Raw genomic sequence first — 16114 nt, forward strand, 5'->3', positions numbered from 1 at the left:
TTCTGCTCAGTCGCAGTGCGCGTTGATCGAGGCGGCCACCATGTCGTCCGGCGCGCTTCGCACCACAGCGGTTCCGATACCCGCGATCAGCACAAAGCGGATGTCTCCGTCCTCGGCTTTTTTGTCAACGCGCATGTGTCGGAGGTATTCGGATGCTTCCAGCCGGGGGCCGCGCGTGGGCAACCCAGCGCGCTCAATCAATCTGGCGAGGCGATCGACGAGCCCCGCGGTGGCCAGACCCAGGCGCTCCGACAAGTCTGCGGCCATCACCATGCCTGCCGCCACGGCCTCTCCGTGCAGCCAAGCACCGAACCCGAGCCCCGCTTCAATGGCGTGACCGAAGGTGTGGCCAAAGTTGAGGATCGCTCGAAGCCCACTCTCGCGCTCGTCGCTGCCAACCACCTGCGCCTTGATTTCACAAGAACGGCGAACGACGAATCGCAGCAGATCGGGATCGCGCTGCCGCAGTCCATCGATGTTTTGTTCCAGCCAGGCCAGGAAGTTCGGATCTGCAATCGGGCCGTACTTGATCACCTCAGCCAAGCCGGCACTGAGCTCACGATCACTCAGCGTTGCCAAGGTACTGGTATCGCAAAGCACTCGGGCGGGCTGGTAGAACGCACCGATCATGTTCTTGCCCAGCGGATGGTTGATCGCCGTCTTGCCGCCGACCGAAGAATCCACCTGAGCCAACAGCGTGGTCGGCACCTGGACGAATGGAGTACCGCGCATGTAGCACGCGGCAGCGAAGCCCGTCATGTCGCCGATGACACCACCACCCAGGGCAAACAACACGGTCTTGCGGTCGCAACCCCGCTCCAGGAGCGCATCGAACACCCGCTGAAGCGTCGGCCAGTCTTTGTAAGTCTCACCGTCCGGCAGGGTCACCAGGTGCACCTCGCGATACAGGGTGGCCAATCGCTCGGTCAACCGCTCTGCATACAACGGGGCGACGGTCTCATTCGTCACGATGAGTGCGTGCCGAGAGGCAGGCAGCCCCATCCAATGGCTAGCGTCCGACAGCAAGCCGTTGCCAATGACAATATCGTAGGAACGCGCTCCGAGTTCGACCCCGACACGTTCGGCAGCCCCCGTCACCGTAGGCTGATTCAGATCCAGCACAGTCATGAAGTGCAGTTTACGCGTGACGTGGTCGCGGTCACGGCACAAACCGACGCCAAGGCCTTGGCCCCGCGGGGCGCCGCACCTTCAAGCCTTTCGGCTACTCAGACCCGCCATTTCCAACTGCATGCTGAGCAAATTGACCAGGGTTGGAACCGATGTTCGACCCGTGTCGATCACAAAGGTCGCCACCTCACGATAGAGCGGGTCCCGCTGACGAAACAGTTCCTTCAGCCGCTTGAGAGGATCCACCCCCTGCAGCAAGGGCCGCTGTGTGTCGTGCCTCAGGCGCCGAGCCAGCTCCTCAGGCGTCGCGCGAAGGTAGACGACTTGGTTCCCCGGCCGTGTGATGGCCACGCGATTCGCTTCACGAAGCACCGCGCCGCCGCCGGTGGCCAATACCACTTGACCGGGCGCCGAGAGTCGCTCCACGGCACGCTGCTCAACATCGCGGAAAGCTTCCTCGCCGTACCTGTCGAAATAGCCACGAATGGTGCCGCCGATCTCTGCTTCGATCTCAGCGTCTGAATCGACGAAGCGCCAACCCAGATTCCTACAAAGCTGACGCCCGGCTGTGGATTTCCCACAGCCGGGCATGCCGACCAAAACAATGGTCACACGGGTATGCCGTCAGCGCGGATACTGAATATCGAAACGCTGAGGATGGACTATTCCACCCGGAGTTTCAAACTGCAGTCCGACAACCCCGAGCATGGCAAGCGTCCCTCCCGGCGCGCAGATCGGTGACAAATCCGTGCTGGTGGCATCCACCTCCAAGGTGAAAAGCGTCGGAGAGAAATCCAGCGAATCAGCCACTGGCGTACCAGAGGTTACACGCGCCGTCAGGTCACTGGAGGTGTACGACACTCGTACGACCGTGCCAGCCGTTACCGACAGTCCGGTCGCCTCGTCACGCAAGTAAAGCTCGAAAGTCTTCTTGCACGACGATGCCCCGAGGCTCAGAACGGTAGGCGGCGTCCCAGTCGGCGTCAAGGCACTGACGAATGCGCCACCACTGCCACCAGCCATGTTGATCTGAATGGAGTCCGACAGTACCGTATCCGTCCCGACGTTGACGGTGGCAATAACCGTGGCTACACCGTCGCCTCTCGGATCTTGAACGCGAAATTCAACGGAACAGCTGCCGTTCACAGTCAAACAGCCTCCAAGATCGGACGACGCGATACCGCCATAGTCGGTTGTGAAGGACACGGCAACGCCATCCGGAACAGGGTTGCCATTCTCATCACGAACGTAGGCCGAGATATCAGTCTTGTCGCCCGTGATACGCCCGTCCAAGTTGTACTTCGCAGCAACGATTTCGAAGCCTCCCGGCATCGCGACTCCGTTGCTCACCACCAAGGTGTCGGATTGACCGCTCACAACCACACCATCGCTTGTGGTGGCACTCGCAGTCACCACGACGCTTGTGGGCACCGTGCCTGAATGAACGGTCGTCGTGACCAACCCATCCAGATCGCTGGTGGCGCTGGGAATGTTGAGCGTCACTTTGTCCTCGGGGTTGACCGAGAAGCTAACCGTGGCGCCTTTGATGGGGGCGTTGCTTGCGTCCACCACCTTGAAGGTCAAGGTCGCTGATTCCGACCGCCCATTGCCCCCAGCCCCCTTGATGACGATTGCCTGTCCCGCGGGCACGACACTCACGAAATTGACTGCACTCGGCTCCGCAATCTCTACTTGGCCGCCTGCCGTGATCGAAATCGACTTGGAAGATGAGTAGGCATCTCCGCCGACGGTAGCTTCAGCATTCACCGTTGTAGCCCCTGACGATCCCGTCACCTGAGCCGAAATATCCAACGTGGCATAACCGTCAGAATCGGTGAGCGCCGTGCCGGTAGACGGAGCGAATTTGAGCAAAGTGGCGTCGGACTCGGTGAATGACACCAGTGCGCCCTCCACGGGGCTTCCAGTGTCATCGACGACACGAGCGACCGCCTGAACGGTTTCCGTACTGGTCATCGAAGCGGTCGATGCACCGGCACGCTGTACGTCTATGGAAATGGCGTAGGTTGTCGTTTCGCCGCCCGTTCCACCGCCGTTACAGAGCGTGCAATCGCCCGGGTCCCCGCCCCCTCCGCCGCACGCCGACAACACTGCACCCGTCGCCAGGGCGACCACCAAGTTTTTAATCCAATGAATCATCTACATAGTCTCCACGCCGATCGCCACCCGGCGCCGATGGACAGTGTGCATCAGCGCGCCGACACCCGGTCGTTAACGACCTTCGGCGTGAGGAAGATCAGCAACTCGGTACGGTTGTTCAACTTCACACGCGATTTGAACAAGTTGCCCAAATAAGGAATGTCTCCAAGGAAAGGAACCTTGTTAATGTCCTCACGTTCATTTTGGGTGAAGATGCCACCAATCACCACAGTGCCTCCGTTCTCCACGAGAACCTGAGTCTTCACGTGCTTGGTGTTGATGGCGGGCCCCGCCACCGTCGCTTCGCCTCGACTATCCTTGGCGACGTCGACGTCGAGAATCACGTTGCCTTCTGGCGTGATCTGCGGGGTCACTTCTAGTTTCAACGCAGCCGAGCGGAACTGTACGGAGGTAGCCCCGCTGGAGGACGCCACCCAGTAGGGAATCTGTTCGCCCTGCTCAATGATCGCCTTGACTTGATCGGCCGTGATGACGCGAGGGCTCGAAACAATCTTGCCCTTGCCCTCGGCCTCCAACGCCGACAGTTCCAAGTTTAGGAAGCGGTTCGCCGTGGAACTGAACAAGGACAAGGCGAAGGTAGCCGCCGACGATGTGCTGATGGTCGACGTGCTGGCCGGTAGATTGACGAACTGGGAATCCGGCATGTAACTTGTATCGGTGTTCGGCGTCTGCAGCGTCTGCACCCCAGTATTAGAGTAATTACCGCCGATCGAGACGTAGTTGTTCCCACCCAACGAGTAGCCGGGGATACCACCGCGAAGCCCCCGCAGATCGGTCGCACCCAACTTCACGCCCAGCGATCGGCCAAACTTGTCGTCTGCCTCAACGATCCGAGCCTCAATCAGCACTTGACGGACCGGGATGTCAATCTTCGCGATCATCACCGCCACTTCTTCAAGCTTAGAGGGGATGTCGGACACAAAGAGCTGATTCGTGCGCCCTTCCGCAAGCACCGTACCCCGGGGGGAAAGGATGCGAATGCTACTGCTGCCACCGGAACTACCCCCTCCGGCATTGAGCGTAACGACCTTTCCGTCTGACCCAACCATCTGCCCCAAGAGCGATCGAGCGATGTCTTCCGCCTTGGTGTAATTCAGTTGGAACGACTGGGTCCGCACCGGCTCCAGTTCCGCAACCTTTTTCTTCGCCTCCAGGTCGACTTGCTCCTTGGCGGCGAGTTCATCCTTGGGTGCGATCCAGAGGACGTTCCCAGACTTGCGCATGCCCAGCCCCTTGGCTTGCAGAATGATGTCGAGAGCATGGTCCCAGGGCACATCCTTCAAGCGCAGCGTGACGTTGCCGGTCACCGTGTCGCTGGTGACAACGTTGAAGTTGGTGAAGTCGGCAATGACCTGCAGGAGCGAGCGAACTTCGATGTTCTGGAAGTTCAGCGAGAGCTTTTCGCCCTGGTACCCCGGGCCTTGCGTGACCTTGTTCGGGTCCAGCTTGACCGGGCGCACTTCGAGAACGAACTGGGTATCGGTCTGATAAGCACTGTGCTCCCAGGCGCCTCTCGGCTCAACCACCATGCGGACGCGGTCGCCGCTCTGCACGGTCGAAATGCCTTGCACCGGCGTACCGAAGTCCGACACATCCAGGCGGCGGCGCAGCGCTTCCGGCAAGGTCGACTTCAGGAACTCCACCACCAGGTTCTGCCCCTGTTGCTTCAGATCGACCCCAATTTGGGTGCTGGCCAAGCCCACAATCACCCGGCCGGCGCCGTCCGGGCCACGGCGGAAGTCGATGTCACGCAGCGGCAATTGCTCTGCGTTCTGGCTGCTGGCGAAATGAACTGGCGTATTGGGCTGTGCACCGCCGGTGGCGGCGGATGCCACCGCCGAAGCGCCGTCCAGCATGATGAGCAGTGACTTGCCTTGGACTTCGGTGCGGTAGTTGCTGGGCTGTTTCAGGCTCAGCACCAAGCGCGTACGGTCACCCGAGTTGGCGATATTGACGCTGCGGACGTTGGCAGAGTTGATTTCCACCGCCGACTTGCCGACGCCGTTGGCGACATTGGGCAAGTCGATGGCCACACGCGGTGGCGCCTGGATGGCGAAACCCGCGGGGGCGCTCGCCAGGGGCTCCGAAAGCTCGACGCGAATCACCTCTCCGCCCGCCTGCTGGTTGCTGCTGATCGAACGGATCAGGTTCTGCGCCCAAGTCAAGCCAGGCGTTGCCAGGCCCAGGGCCAACAGCAGCCCACCCACAGTCCAACTGCGCATCTTGCGTGACTCCAACTTGTATTTCATTGCGCCTTCTCCTGAAGCTGGAGGGTCGTGGTGCGCTCGATCCATTCGCCCGCCGCGTCCTGCACGAGTTCGCGCAGCAACAGTTCCGTTTCGCCGATCTTGGTGATCTGCCCGTAGTTCTGACCGATGTACTCACCCACCTTCACGTAGTGGAGCAGGCGATCCACCTCGATCAGCGCGTGGGGTTTGCCTTGGCGCGTCACCGTACCAACCATCTTCATGGCGTCGATCGGGTAGGCCTCCAGCGGCTCTTTGCGTCGGCGCAGTTGCGCCGCCAGCATCGCATTCGACTGGCTGCTGTCGATCTTCGTACCTGCCGTCACCTTTTGCGAGCTGAAAGGCTCAATGCCGGTGATCGAGGCGTAAGGTTGGGGAACGAACTTCTTCGGTGCAGGAATCGGCTCGACGTTGGGCTTCACTTCCCGACGTTGCGTTTCCATCCATTGATTCAGTTCGTCGGTGTTGGCACCGCAAGCGGTCAGGCTCAACACCGAGCTGAGGACCGTCCAAACTCCCAGGCGCCTCATGTCTTCTTGCCCTTCTGCTTCGACTTGGCGGCAGCCGCGGCACGCTTGACTTCGGCCACTTCTGCCGCGTCCAGGTAGCGGTACGTCCTCGCCGTGGCCTCCATCACCAAGTTGCCCGAATTGTCCTTCGGTGGCGGCGCGATGGTGAGGTTATGAAGCGTCACGATCCGCGACAGATTGGCGACATCGGCCACGAAGGAACCAATGTCGTGATAGCGGCCCGATACCTTGACGGCAATCGGCAACTCCGCGTAGTAGTCCTTGATCACCACTTGGCCAGGCCGGAACAGCTCAAACTGCAGTCCGCGCCCGATACCTGCCTGGTTGATGTCCGACAGCAACGCGTCCATCTCCGCCTTGCCAGGCAACTGCTTCTCGAGCTGGGTGACGTATTCCTGGACCTGCTCTTTCTGCTTCTTCAACTCATTCAAGTTGACAGCCTGAGCCAGCTTGGATCGGTAATCGTCCTTGAGCCTGGGTTCTTTGTCGCGTGCAGCTTGCAGCGCCTTGTCAGCATCGCTGAGAACGACGAACCACCCCAGCGCCACGACGGCGATGGTGACGCCGATGCAAGTCGCAATCTTGGGCAGGATGGGCCATTGACCCGGCTCCTTCGGGTTGAGATCGCGGAACTGCGCGGCGCCTCGGCTCAGCGCGGCGCCGATGTCAATGGAGTTCTTGGATTTGCTGGTCGCCATCATGCGCCTCACGAAGCCTTGGCGGTTTTGCCGGCCGGGGCGCTGGCCGGGTTCGCCGCGCCGGTCGACGCACCGCTGGCGCCACTGGCCGCGCCGGCGGCCCCTTGCGGACGTTTGATCGACACGCGCATCGAGAAATCAAACAGGCGCCGGGCGTCACGATCTTTACCCAAAGTGACAGCTTTGATCTCCACCAGCTCAGGCTTCTCAAGCCAAGGCGAGTTGTAGGCCGTGTTGCGAAGCATCTCGGACACCCGCTCGTTCGTCTGCGACATGCCGCCAACCGTGACGACGTTGCCGTTCTGCTTGACAGATGTCAGGTAGATACCTTCGGGTGTCTGCTTGACGAGTTCATCCAGAAGATAGACGGGGACGTTGCGGTCGGTCTGGAGGTCTTCAACCGCCTTCTGGCGAGCGCGCAGCGCCTCGATCTCGGCGCGCAGCGCGGCGATGTCCTTGATCTGCTCGTCGAGTTTCTTGATTTCGTCCGCGAGGAACCGATTGCGCGATTCCTGGAACGAAGTCATCTGCTGAAGGATGCCGAACCAGAGGATGGTCAAGCCGACGCCAACGATGGCCGCCAAGCCGAGCGCGGAGAAGAACGCGCGCTTGCGTTCCTGCCGCCGCGCTTCGCGGTGGGGGAGAAGGTTGATCAGGATCACTGCACGAACCTCCGCATCGCCAGGCCACACGCCGTCAAGTAAGACGGGGCCTCGCGGCGCAACTTGGCCTCGCGAACCGCCGAGCCGAGCTTCATGCTTTCAAACGGATTGACCACCTTCGAGGCAAAGCCGGTGACGTCCTTCACTCGCTCACGCAGGCCGGGCATCGCAGCGGTGCCGCCAGCGAGCATCACGTAGTGAACCTTGTGATGCGGCGTGCTGGTGAAGAAGTACTGCAGCGCCCGCCCGATTTCGTGAGCCAGGCTGTCAACAAACGGGGTCAACAAGGTGGATTCGTAGTCTTCGGGCAGTTCGCCGCTGATCTTCTTCTGCTCGGCCTCTTCGTACGAAAAACCGTACTGGCGCGAGATGAGTTGGGTCAGTTGCGATCCGCCGAACGATTGGTCGCGGTCGTACAGCATTTCTTCTTCGCGAAGCACCTTCAAGCTGGTGGTGTCCGCGCCGATCTCGAACAGCGCCACCAGCGAGTCCTTGCCCTGGTCGGGCAATGCATTGATCAGGCGCCCCATCGCCAGACGCGACGCATGGGATTCGATGTCCAGCACCAGCGGCGTCAGCCCGGCCGCTTCCGCCAGGCCCTGACGGTCCTGCACGCGGTCCTTGCGGGAGGCCGCAATCAGCACGTCGACGTCACCCACCGAGTTGGCGTTCGGGCCGATGACGCAGAAGTCGAGACTCACCTCGTCGAGCGAGAACGGGATGTACTGGTGGGCTTCAGACTCCACCTGCAGTTCCATCTCGTCTTCGCGCAAACCGGCAGGCAGCACGATCTTCTTGGTGATGACCGCCGACTGCGGCATGGCCATCACCACGTGGCGGGTCTTGGTCCCGCTGCGGCTGACGACCCGGCGCACGGCGTCGGCCACCTCATCGAACTTTTCGATCTGACCGTCGACGATCCAGCCTTTTTCAAAAGGCTCACTGGCCAAACGCTCCAGAACCAGTTCTCCGGAAGTGGACTGAGACAGCTCAACCAACTTGACGCTGGAAGAGCTGATATCGAGGCCAATCATCTGCGGATGCTTTTGGCCCAACAGGCGATCAAGAAAACCCACGAGTCAAAGCTCCAGCGGCGCCACAGCAGGACGCAAAGTTAACAAAGCACTTCAATCCTAGCAGCAAGAGTGTTGAGAAACAAAGGAAAACAGCCCGGCAAAACCCGCCTCCCGTTGCGATTCGCACACGTGTTTCGACCTTATCACCGGGGTTCAGGCAAGGGTTTTCACCAGCGTCTGTGACAAGCCGTTTATGCCGGCAAGCAGGTGTGTGCCGATCGCTTGATCCAAAGCGGTCATATAGGCGGTTTGGATATGTCGTGATTTCTATAATCCCTTCGCCTTCGCAGGAGCCCCATGAGCGACGACGACCGCGCCGAATCCAACCCCACGCCGCCCAAATACAACGCCACCTCGCAGCCGTGGTGGTCGGCCGTCTTGAAGCTCGTCATGGGCGCCGTCGGCCTCGTCGGGGCAGGCGTGCTGGTGATCCTGATCTGCGCCGGCATCGGCTTGGCCGTCGCCTACCCGAACCTCCCGGAGCTCGATTCAGTCACCGACTACCGCCCCCGCCTGCCGCTGCGCGTCACCTCTGCCGAGGGGGACCTGCTGGGCGAGTACGGCGATGAGCGGCGCACGTTCACGCCCATTGGACAGATCCCGAAGGTCATGCAGGATGCTGTGCTGGCGATTGAGGATGCGCGCTTCTATCAGCACAGTGGCGTTGATTACATCGGGGTGATCCGTGCCGGCCTGGCGCAGTTCGGCTCGGTGGGCAGCCAGGGGGCGTCCACCATCACGATGCAGGTCGCGCGCAACTTCTATCTGTCGACTGAAAAGTCCCTCACGCGCAAGCTCTATGAGATCTTGCTAGCGCTGAAGATTGAAAGCCAGCTCAGCAAGGACCAGATCCTGGAGCTGTACATGAACCAGATCTACCTGGGGCAGCGGGCCTACGGGTTCGCCGCCGCCAGCGACATCTACTTCGGCAAGCCGATGAAGGATCTGACGGTTGCCGAGGCCGCGATGCTCGCCGGCTTGCCAAAAGCGCCTTCGGCCTACAACCCGATTGCCAATCCCAGACGCGCCACGATTCGGCAGCAGTACATCATCGATCGGATGCTGGAGAACGGCTTCATCACCGCCGAGCAACATGCCGCTGCCAAGGCCCAGGAGCTGAAGTACCGGGTGCCCACTGACTTGCCGGTGCACGCCGAGTACGTGGCCGAACTGGCCCGGCAGATGATCTACACCCAGTATGGCGCCGACGCCTACACGCGCGGGTTGACGGTGCAACTCACCGTCCGCGCCAATGACCAGATGGTGGCCTATCGGGCGCTGCGAAAGGGCCTGATGGACTATGAGCGTCGTCAGGTCTACCGCGGTCCGGAGGCCTACGTCGACCTGCCCGCCGACCCCAAAGCAGTCGACGCGCGGGTCGCTGAGGCTCTCGCCGATCACCCGGACAATGACGAGTTGAAAGCCGCCGTGGTGCTGGAGGCTGGGCCCAAGAAAGTGGTGGCGGTGCTGCAATCCGGCGAATCGATCACGGTCACCGGCGAAGGCCTCAAGCCCGTCACATCGGGCCTCGCGGCCAATGCCGACGCCAAGCGGCAGATACGCCGTGGCGCGGTGGTGCGAGCCATCAAGAACGCCAAGGGCGAATGGACACTGACCCAGCAGCCCGAGGTCGAGGGTGCCTTTGTCTCAATCGAGCCCACCTCCGGCGCCATCCGCGCCATGGTCGGCGGCTTCGATTTCGGCAAGAACAAGTTCAACCACGTCACCCAGGCATGGCGCCAACCAGGCTCCAGCTTCAAGCCTTTCATCTACTCATCCGCATTGGAAAAAGGCTTCACGCCGGCGACCGTGGTCAATGACGCGCCGCTGTTCTTCGATGCGGGCTCCACCGGCAGCCAGCCTTGGGAACCCAAGAACTACGACGGCACCTTCGACGGCCCCATCCCGCTGAGGCGGGCGTTGGCCAAGTCCAAGAACATGGTGTCCATCCGGGTGCTTCAAGCCGTCGGTGTCGACTACGCACGCGACTGGGTCACCCGCTTCGGCTTCGATCGAGACAAGCATGAGCCCTATCTGACCATGGCGCTCGGAGCCGGCTCCGTCACCCCCATGCAGATGGCCACCGCCTACAGCGTCTTCGCCAACGGTGGCTACCGAGTGAGCCCGGTGTTGATCGCCAAGATCACCGACGCCCGCGGCAAAGTTCTTCACCAAGTCGATCTCAAGGGCCCCGACCCTTCTCAGCGCGTGATCGACGCCCGCAACGCCTTCGTCATGACCAGCTTGATGCAGGAAGTGACGCGCTCAGGCACGGCAGCGCGTGCCCAGGCCACGCTGAAACGCCCTGACATCTATGGCAAGACGGGCACCACCAACGATTCGATGGACGCCTGGTTCGCGGGCTATCAGCCCACGCTCGCTGCCATCGTGTGGATCGGATACGACACCCCTCGCAAGCTGGGCGATCGCGAAACCGGCGGAGGACTCTCGCTGCCCGTCTGGATCGAGTACATGAGCCAGGCGCTCAAGGGCGTGCCCGTGAGCGAGGCCCCGGCCCCGGAAGGCGTGGTGAATGTGGGCGGCGAGTGGTACTACGACGAATTCAGCCCAGGCCAGGGAATCTCCACACTCGGCACGGAAGAGCACGCCCCCGAGTCTCCGACCGAGGACGAGAAAAAGGGCATCCTCGATCTCTTCCGATAAAGCGCTGGGCGGTGCCGGGGCGGGCGCCGACGCCGCCTCGCGCATGCCTTTTCAGGCGGCCTGCCTGGCGCGACAGTCCCGCTGCGCGATGCGCCTCGGCTGAATCGACTCAGCCGTTCACCGCAGGGGGTGCGAATGTCAACGCAACCCCCGCTTGAGCGCTCGCCTGCTCCGACAATCGCTGGAAGAACTCGACGCCGTCCTTGGTGTCCAGCCATTGGCCCGATGGCTGCAGCCGGAAATGGAAGCCGCCAGCCTTGGCTGCGAGCCACAACTCGTGCAATGGCGGCTGCGTGTTGATGATCAGCTTGCTGCCATTGGGCAACGCCAATTCAAGCAATCCGCCGGTGCGGTGGCTGTCGATGTCGATCACGTCTTCATCAAGCCAGCGGTCGATGCGAGCCTCGATGGAGGCAAGCGCGGCGCTCGCATGCTTGAGATACTCGGCATCGGTGAAGTCAGAAGCAGTCATGGTCGTCGGTACACTTCGCGGCATGCCGTACCGCGACGCATCCAGTGTAGTGGCGCCCATCGAGCGCCTCGCGGCCAGGGTCTTGCTGGCCCTTGCTCTCGGCCCGATTCTGCTGGCACCGCTGGCAGGTTGCGGCCAACGCGGCCCGCTGGTCCTGCCAAAAGCATCGCCGACCGCCGCCGCCCCCTCGCCAGCCGCCAGCGCGGCGTCCTCTGCCCACTGATCACCGTGGACCGCCCTGACGGGGCGGCCTTTGTCCGATGAGTCTCCCCGGCCACCCGTTCCTGCACCAACGCGACGACCAACTCTGGCTCGAAGGCCACGCTCTGGCGGACCTCGCTCGACAATTCGGCACGCCGCTCTATGCCTATTCGCGGCAGGCGATGCGGGCCGCTGCCGCCGGCTACCAACGCGCCCTGGCGGGCAGACCTCATCTGGTCTGCTATGCGATGAAGGCGAACTCGAGTCTGGCTGTGCTGCAGACGTTCGCTGAAGCAGGCTGCGGCTTCGATATCGTCTCCGGCGGCGAACTGCTGCGCGTGCTGGCCGCCGGCGGCCGTGCGGATCGCATCGTTTTTTCCGGCGTGGGAAAGACCCCGCAGGAAATGCGCCTGGCGCTCGACGCTGGCGTGCGCTGCTTCAACGTCGAAAGCGAGCCTGAACTGCAGGCCTTGTCCGATGTCGCCTCGGCGATGGGGCGGCGCGCTCCCATCAGCTTGCGCGTCAACCCGGATGTGGACGCCGGCACGCACCCCTACATCTCGACCGGCCTCAAGGGCAACAAGTTCGGTGTTGCACACGATCGCGCACTGGAGGTCTATCGCCGCGCCCAGGCGCTGCCGGGCATCGACGTTCACGGGATCGATTGCCACATTGGCTCCCAGATCACCTCCGCCAGCCCGTACCTCGATGCCCTTGATCGCCTGCTCGACTTGGTGGAGTCGCTGGCCGCGCACGGCATCGATCTGCGGCACATCGACTTAGGCGGCGGCTTGGGCATTACCTACACCGACGAAGAGCCGCCCAGCGCGGAAGAGTTGGTCCGTCAGATGCTGGCGCGCATCGATGCGCGTGGCCATGGACACCGCGAAGTGCTCGTCGAGCCGGGGCGGTCGATGGTGGGCAACGCCGGGGTCTTGTTGACGCAGGCGCTGTACCTGAAGCCCGGCGAATCGAAGAACTTCTGCATCGTCGACGCGGCCATGAACGATCTGATGCGACCGGCCATGTACCAGGCGTGGATGCGAATCGAACCCTGCCTGCGAAGAGCCGGCCCGACCGAGACCTGGGACGTGGTCGGTCCTGTCTGCGAATCGGGCGATTGGCTGGGCCGCGATCGGGCCTTCGCGGTGCAGCAAGGCGACTACCTCGCGGTGCTGTCCGCGGGCGCTTACGGCATGACGATGGCCAGCAACTACAACACCCGCCCACGCGCCGCCGAGGTGATGGTCGACGGCGACACGGTGCACCTGATCCGCGAGCGGGAAACGGCCCAGAGCCTGTTCGCAGGCGAGAGGCTGATCGGCTGACACCTCACGGCCAACGCGGCCTAGATCCGCCCCTCCTCGACCGCATGGCAGGCGATGTGGACGCCGCCCAGGCTCTGCCAAACGGGTCGCTCTTGGCTGCACCGAGCATTAGCGTGCGGGCAGCGCGGATGAAACGCACACCCACTCGGCGGATTCAGCGGGTTGGGCACCTCCCCCTGCACGGGCGTTCGGGCCTTGCCGCTCATGTGCAGGTCCGGGATGGCGTCCAACAACATGCGCGTGTACGGATGCCTGGGGCTCCTGAACAAGACCGCCTTGGGCGCCAGCTCAACCAACCGACCGAGGTACATCACCCCCACATCGTCACTCACGTGGCGCACCACGGCCAGATTGTGGGAAATGAACAGATAGGTCAGGCCCCGTTCCCGCTGCAGATCCTTCATCAGGTTCAGGACCTGGGCCTGTACCGACACATCCAGCGCCGAGGTAGGCTCGTCACACACCAGGAACTCTGGCCGCGTCGCCAATGCACGTGCGATCGAGATGCGCTGCCGCTGCCCACCCGAGAACTGGTGCGGGAACCGCCCTGCATCCGCGGGGGAGAGGCCGACGGCACGCAACAACGCTTCGACCTGCTCTTTCACCTCGGCAGGAGCCTGCGCCAAGCCATGCTCACGCAAGGGTTCGGCCACGATGTCCGACACACGCCAGCGCGGATTGAGGCTGGCATACGGATCCTGGAAGATCATCTGCATGCGGCGATGCAAGGTACGCGCATGGCGTGACGCCCATACCGCCGCGGTGGCTTCCCCATCAAACCGCACCTGACCACGGGTGGGCGACTGCAGGCCCACCAACAACCTGGCCACCGTGCTCTTGCCGCAACCCGACTCACCCACCAACGCCAAGGTGCGGCCGGCCGGGATGGAAAAGCTGACACCGTCCACGGCGTGGACCCATCGCCGGGGCTGGCGCTCAAGCCACCGGTTCAACCAGGGTGCCGACACGTCGAACACCTTGCCCAGGTCTTGCACCTCGACCAGCGCCTTCACTGCGGCCCCCCCGCGCGGTGCAACCAACAGGCCGCTCGGGTGGCGCCTGCGTCCGTGAGCTCAGGGCGCTCCTGGGTGCAACGCGGCATCACGTCGTTGCAGCGCGGGTTGAAAGCACATCCTGGCGGAATCGCGTTGAGTCGGGGCATCGCACCATCGATTTGCGCCAAGCGTTCGCGATCCTCATCCATGGTCGGAATCGATCTCATCAGCCCTCGCGTGTAGGGATGCGCCGGTTGATGGATCACCTGCTGCACCGGTCCGATTTCAATCACCCGGCCCGCGTACATCACGGCCACCCTGTCGCAGGCCTCGGCGATCACGCCCATGTCGTGCGTCACCAGCATCACGGCGGCGCCATGCTCCTGCGCCAATCGTCGGAGCAACGAAATGATCTGCGCCTGGATCGACACGTCCAGTGCGGTCGTCGGCTCGTCGGCCACGATCAACCGGGGCTCTGCCGCCAGTGCGAGGGCGATCACCACCCGCTGCCGCATCCCCCCGGAGAACTGATGCGGATACTGGTCGATGCGCGCCTCGGGCGCCGGGATGCCGGTCTGGCGCAGTAGATCGATGGCTCGCGCACGCGCTTGTTCACGAGAAAGAGGCAGGTGGGTCTGGATGGTTTCGATCAGCTGCCGCCCCACCGTGTAGAGCGGGTTCAGCGATGTCAACGGATCCTGGAAGATCGCGCCAATCTGGCGCCCCCGGATGCGCCGCAGCTCATGTGCGGGCAGGTTGTCGATGCGGCGTCCTTCCAGGCGAATCTCTCCGCCCGCGATGCGCCCCGGTGGCTCGAGCAATCCGATGATGGCCGCCCCCGTCAAAGACTTGCCCGCCCCAGATTCGCCCACGACACCCAGGATCTCGCCAGGCGCAATCGAGAAGCTGACCTCGTCGAGCGCCAACAGCGTGCCCCTTCGAGTGGGGAATTCGACCCGGAGCCGATCGACTTCCAACAGGTTCGGTCCGGTCATTGCAGCCGCGGATTGAGGGCGTCACGCAACCAGTCGCCCAGCAAGTTGACCGACAGGGCCATGACCATCAACACGGCCCCAGGAAATACGGTGATCCACCACATGCCCGAGTACAGGTTGTCATTGCCGATGCGCACGAGGGTACCCAGCGAAGGGCTGGTCGGGGGCACCCCCACGCCGAGGAACGACAACGTTGCTTCGATGATGACGGCCGCCGCGATGTCGATCGTGGCCAGCACGAGCACCGGCCCGGTGACGTTGGGCAGCACATGGCGCCACATGATCCGCCACGAGGGAACCCCAATCACCCGGGCAGCCTGCACATACTCCTTGTGGCGCTCGACAAGCGTCGAGCCTCGCACCGTGCGGGCATATTTCACCCAGCCGGTGAGCGCGATCGCGAGGATGAGGACGGTGAACGCGAGCGCATCGTGCGCGTGAGGAAACAGCGCACGCCCCACGCCGTCGATCAACAGCGCAATCAGGATGGCGGGAAAGGACAGCATCACATCGCACACGCGCATGATGAAGGCGTCCACCACGCCGCCCACGAAACCTGACAGCAGGCCGAGCGCCACCCCCAGCACCATCGACAACGCCACCGCAGCGGCGCCGACGAACAAGGAGATTCGGGTGCCGTAGATCAAGGCCGAAAGAATGTCCCGCCCCTGGTCATCGGTGCCCAGCAGAAACTTGGCGCGACCGTCCTCCAGCCAAGCCGGCGGAAGCTGGGCATCGGCCAGTTCGACGGTGGACAGATCGAAGGGGTTATGCGGCGCCACCCACGGCGCAAACAACGCGCAGCCCATGAAGATCAACACGCAGAACAACGACGTCTGGGCCACCGCCGAGCGTCGGAATTGGTACCAGAGGTCGCTCGCCAGGAATCTGCGCCACGCGTTCGGCGGAACGGGATCCGGCTTGATGTCGGCAGCTTGCAT

The 16114-nt window shown here is 62.7% G+C and carries 14 protein-coding genes; 2 read left to right on the plus strand and 12 right to left on the minus strand.

Annotated elements, in window-relative coordinates:
• Positions 1-6 precede the first annotated feature (6 nt).
• The 8 genes from aroB to AACH06_RS14835 form a co-directional block, all read right to left on the minus strand.
• Positions 7-1128 carry a 3-dehydroquinate synthase gene (aroB, locus tag AACH06_RS14800; RefSeq protein ID WP_341426508.1) on the minus strand — a complete coding sequence of 374 codons (1122 nt, stop codon included), beginning with the start codon at positions 1126-1128 and terminating at the stop codon, positions 7-9.
• A gap of 81 nt (positions 1129-1209) precedes the next feature.
• Complete coding sequence (locus AACH06_RS14805) at positions 1210-1740, minus strand: shikimate kinase (RefSeq protein WP_341426509.1); 531 nt, start codon at positions 1738-1740, stop codon at positions 1210-1212.
• Between the two features lie 12 nt (positions 1741-1752).
• Positions 1753-3285: an Ig-like domain-containing protein gene (locus tag AACH06_RS14810; RefSeq protein WP_341426510.1), complete on the minus strand. Its 1533-nt coding sequence runs from the start codon at positions 3283-3285 to the stop codon at positions 1753-1755.
• 50 nt (positions 3286-3335) lie between these two features.
• Positions 3336-5555, minus strand: a complete 2220-nt coding sequence (locus AACH06_RS14815; protein ID WP_341426511.1) for a type IV pilus secretin PilQ — start codon at positions 5553-5555, stop codon at positions 3336-3338.
• The gene (locus AACH06_RS14820) at positions 5552-6082 is read right to left on the minus strand and encodes a pilus assembly protein PilP (protein ID WP_341426512.1); all 531 of its coding nucleotides are present in this window, start codon (positions 6080-6082) and stop codon (positions 5552-5554) included. Before AACH06_RS14820 ends, AACH06_RS14815 begins: the two co-directional genes overlap by 4 nt.
• A complete protein-coding gene (locus AACH06_RS14825) occupies positions 6079-6780 on the minus strand; it encodes a type IV pilus inner membrane component PilO (RefSeq protein WP_341426513.1) in 702 nt (233 codons plus the stop codon). Before AACH06_RS14825 ends, AACH06_RS14820 begins: the two co-directional genes overlap by 4 nt.
• 8 nt (positions 6781-6788) lie before the next feature.
• A complete protein-coding gene (locus AACH06_RS14830) occupies positions 6789-7442 on the minus strand; it encodes a PilN domain-containing protein (RefSeq protein WP_341426514.1) in 654 nt (217 codons plus the stop codon).
• On the minus strand, positions 7439-8476 hold the full coding sequence (locus tag AACH06_RS14835; RefSeq protein WP_341426515.1) for a pilus assembly protein PilM: 1038 nt from the start codon (positions 8474-8476) through the stop codon (positions 7439-7441). Before AACH06_RS14835 ends, AACH06_RS14830 begins: the two co-directional genes overlap by 4 nt.
• A gap of 339 nt (positions 8477-8815) precedes the next feature.
• Here AACH06_RS14835 and AACH06_RS14840 point away from each other — a divergent pair, with 339 nt between their 5' ends.
• Entirely contained in the window at positions 8816-11182 is a 2367-nt protein-coding gene (locus tag AACH06_RS14840; RefSeq protein ID WP_423222036.1) for a penicillin-binding protein 1A, read from the plus strand.
• A gap of 109 nt (positions 11183-11291) precedes the next feature.
• Here AACH06_RS14840 and cyaY read toward each other — a convergent pair whose 3' ends face one another.
• Positions 11292-11654 (minus strand): iron donor protein CyaY, encoded by a 363-nt coding sequence (cyaY, locus tag AACH06_RS14845; RefSeq protein ID WP_341426516.1) that lies wholly within the window; start codon positions 11652-11654, stop codon positions 11292-11294.
• Between the two features lie 260 nt (positions 11655-11914).
• On the opposite strand from cyaY, the gene lysA reads away from it, so the two are divergent.
• Entirely contained in the window at positions 11915-13183 is a 1269-nt protein-coding gene (gene lysA / locus AACH06_RS14850) for a diaminopimelate decarboxylase (RefSeq protein ID WP_341426517.1), read from the plus strand.
• A gap of 20 nt (positions 13184-13203) precedes the next feature.
• On the opposite strand, the gene AACH06_RS14855 is transcribed toward lysA, so the two are convergent.
• From AACH06_RS14855 to AACH06_RS14865, 3 genes are read right to left on the minus strand one after another with little or no spacing between them, the layout of a single operon-like run.
• Positions 13204-14226, minus strand: coding sequence for an ABC transporter ATP-binding protein (locus AACH06_RS14855; protein ID WP_423222040.1), 1023 nt, complete (start codon positions 14224-14226; stop codon positions 13204-13206).
• On the minus strand, positions 14193-15173 hold the full coding sequence (locus AACH06_RS14860; protein ID WP_341426519.1) for an ABC transporter ATP-binding protein: 981 nt from the start codon (positions 15171-15173) through the stop codon (positions 14193-14195). Before AACH06_RS14860 ends, AACH06_RS14855 begins: the two co-directional genes overlap by 34 nt.
• Positions 15170-16114 (minus strand): ABC transporter permease, encoded by a 945-nt coding sequence (locus AACH06_RS14865; RefSeq protein ID WP_341426520.1) that lies wholly within the window; start codon positions 16112-16114, stop codon positions 15170-15172. Before AACH06_RS14865 ends, AACH06_RS14860 begins: the two co-directional genes overlap by 4 nt.

Origin of the sequence: Ideonella lacteola (genome assembly GCF_038066555.1) — a bacterium.
Taxonomy (GTDB): domain Bacteria; phylum Pseudomonadota; class Gammaproteobacteria; order Burkholderiales; family Burkholderiaceae_C; genus Ideonella; species Ideonella lacteola.

Bases quoted from the DNA above. Each gene is read 5' to 3' on its own strand.
- aroB (WP_341426508.1), bottom strand. From the start codon at position 1,128: ATGACTGTGCTGGATCTGAATCAGCCTACGGTGACGGGGGCTGCCGAA.
- AACH06_RS14810 (WP_341426510.1), bottom strand. From the start codon at position 3,285: ATGATTCATTGGATTAAAAACTTGGTGGTCGCCCTGGCGACGGGTGCA.
- AACH06_RS14815 (WP_341426511.1), bottom strand. From the start codon at position 5,555: ATGAAATACAAGTTGGAGTCACGCAAGATGCGCAGTTGGACTGTGGGT.
- AACH06_RS14820 (WP_341426512.1), bottom strand. From the start codon at position 6,082: ATGAGGCGCCTGGGAGTTTGGACGGTCCTCAGCTCGGTGTTGAGCCTG.
- AACH06_RS14825 (WP_341426513.1), bottom strand. From the start codon at position 6,780: ATGGCGACCAGCAAATCCAAGAACTCCATTGACATCGGCGCCGCGCTG.
- AACH06_RS14835 (WP_341426515.1), bottom strand. From the start codon at position 8,476: ATGATTGGCCTCGATATCAGCTCTTCCAGCGTCAAGTTGGTTGAGCTG.
- AACH06_RS14840 (WP_423222036.1), top strand. From the start codon at position 8,816: ATGAGCGACGACGACCGCGCCGAATCCAACCCCACGCCGCCCAAATAC.
- cyaY (WP_341426516.1), bottom strand. From the start codon at position 11,654: ATGACTGCTTCTGACTTCACCGATGCCGAGTATCTCAAGCATGCGAGC.
- lysA (WP_341426517.1), top strand. From the start codon at position 11,915: ATGAGTCTCCCCGGCCACCCGTTCCTGCACCAACGCGACGACCAACTC.
- AACH06_RS14860 (WP_341426519.1), bottom strand. From the start codon at position 15,173: ATGACCGGACCGAACCTGTTGGAAGTCGATCGGCTCCGGGTCGAATTC.
- AACH06_RS14865 (WP_341426520.1), bottom strand. From the start codon at position 16,114: ATGCAAGCTGCCGACATCAAGCCGGATCCCGTTCCGCCGAACGCGTGG.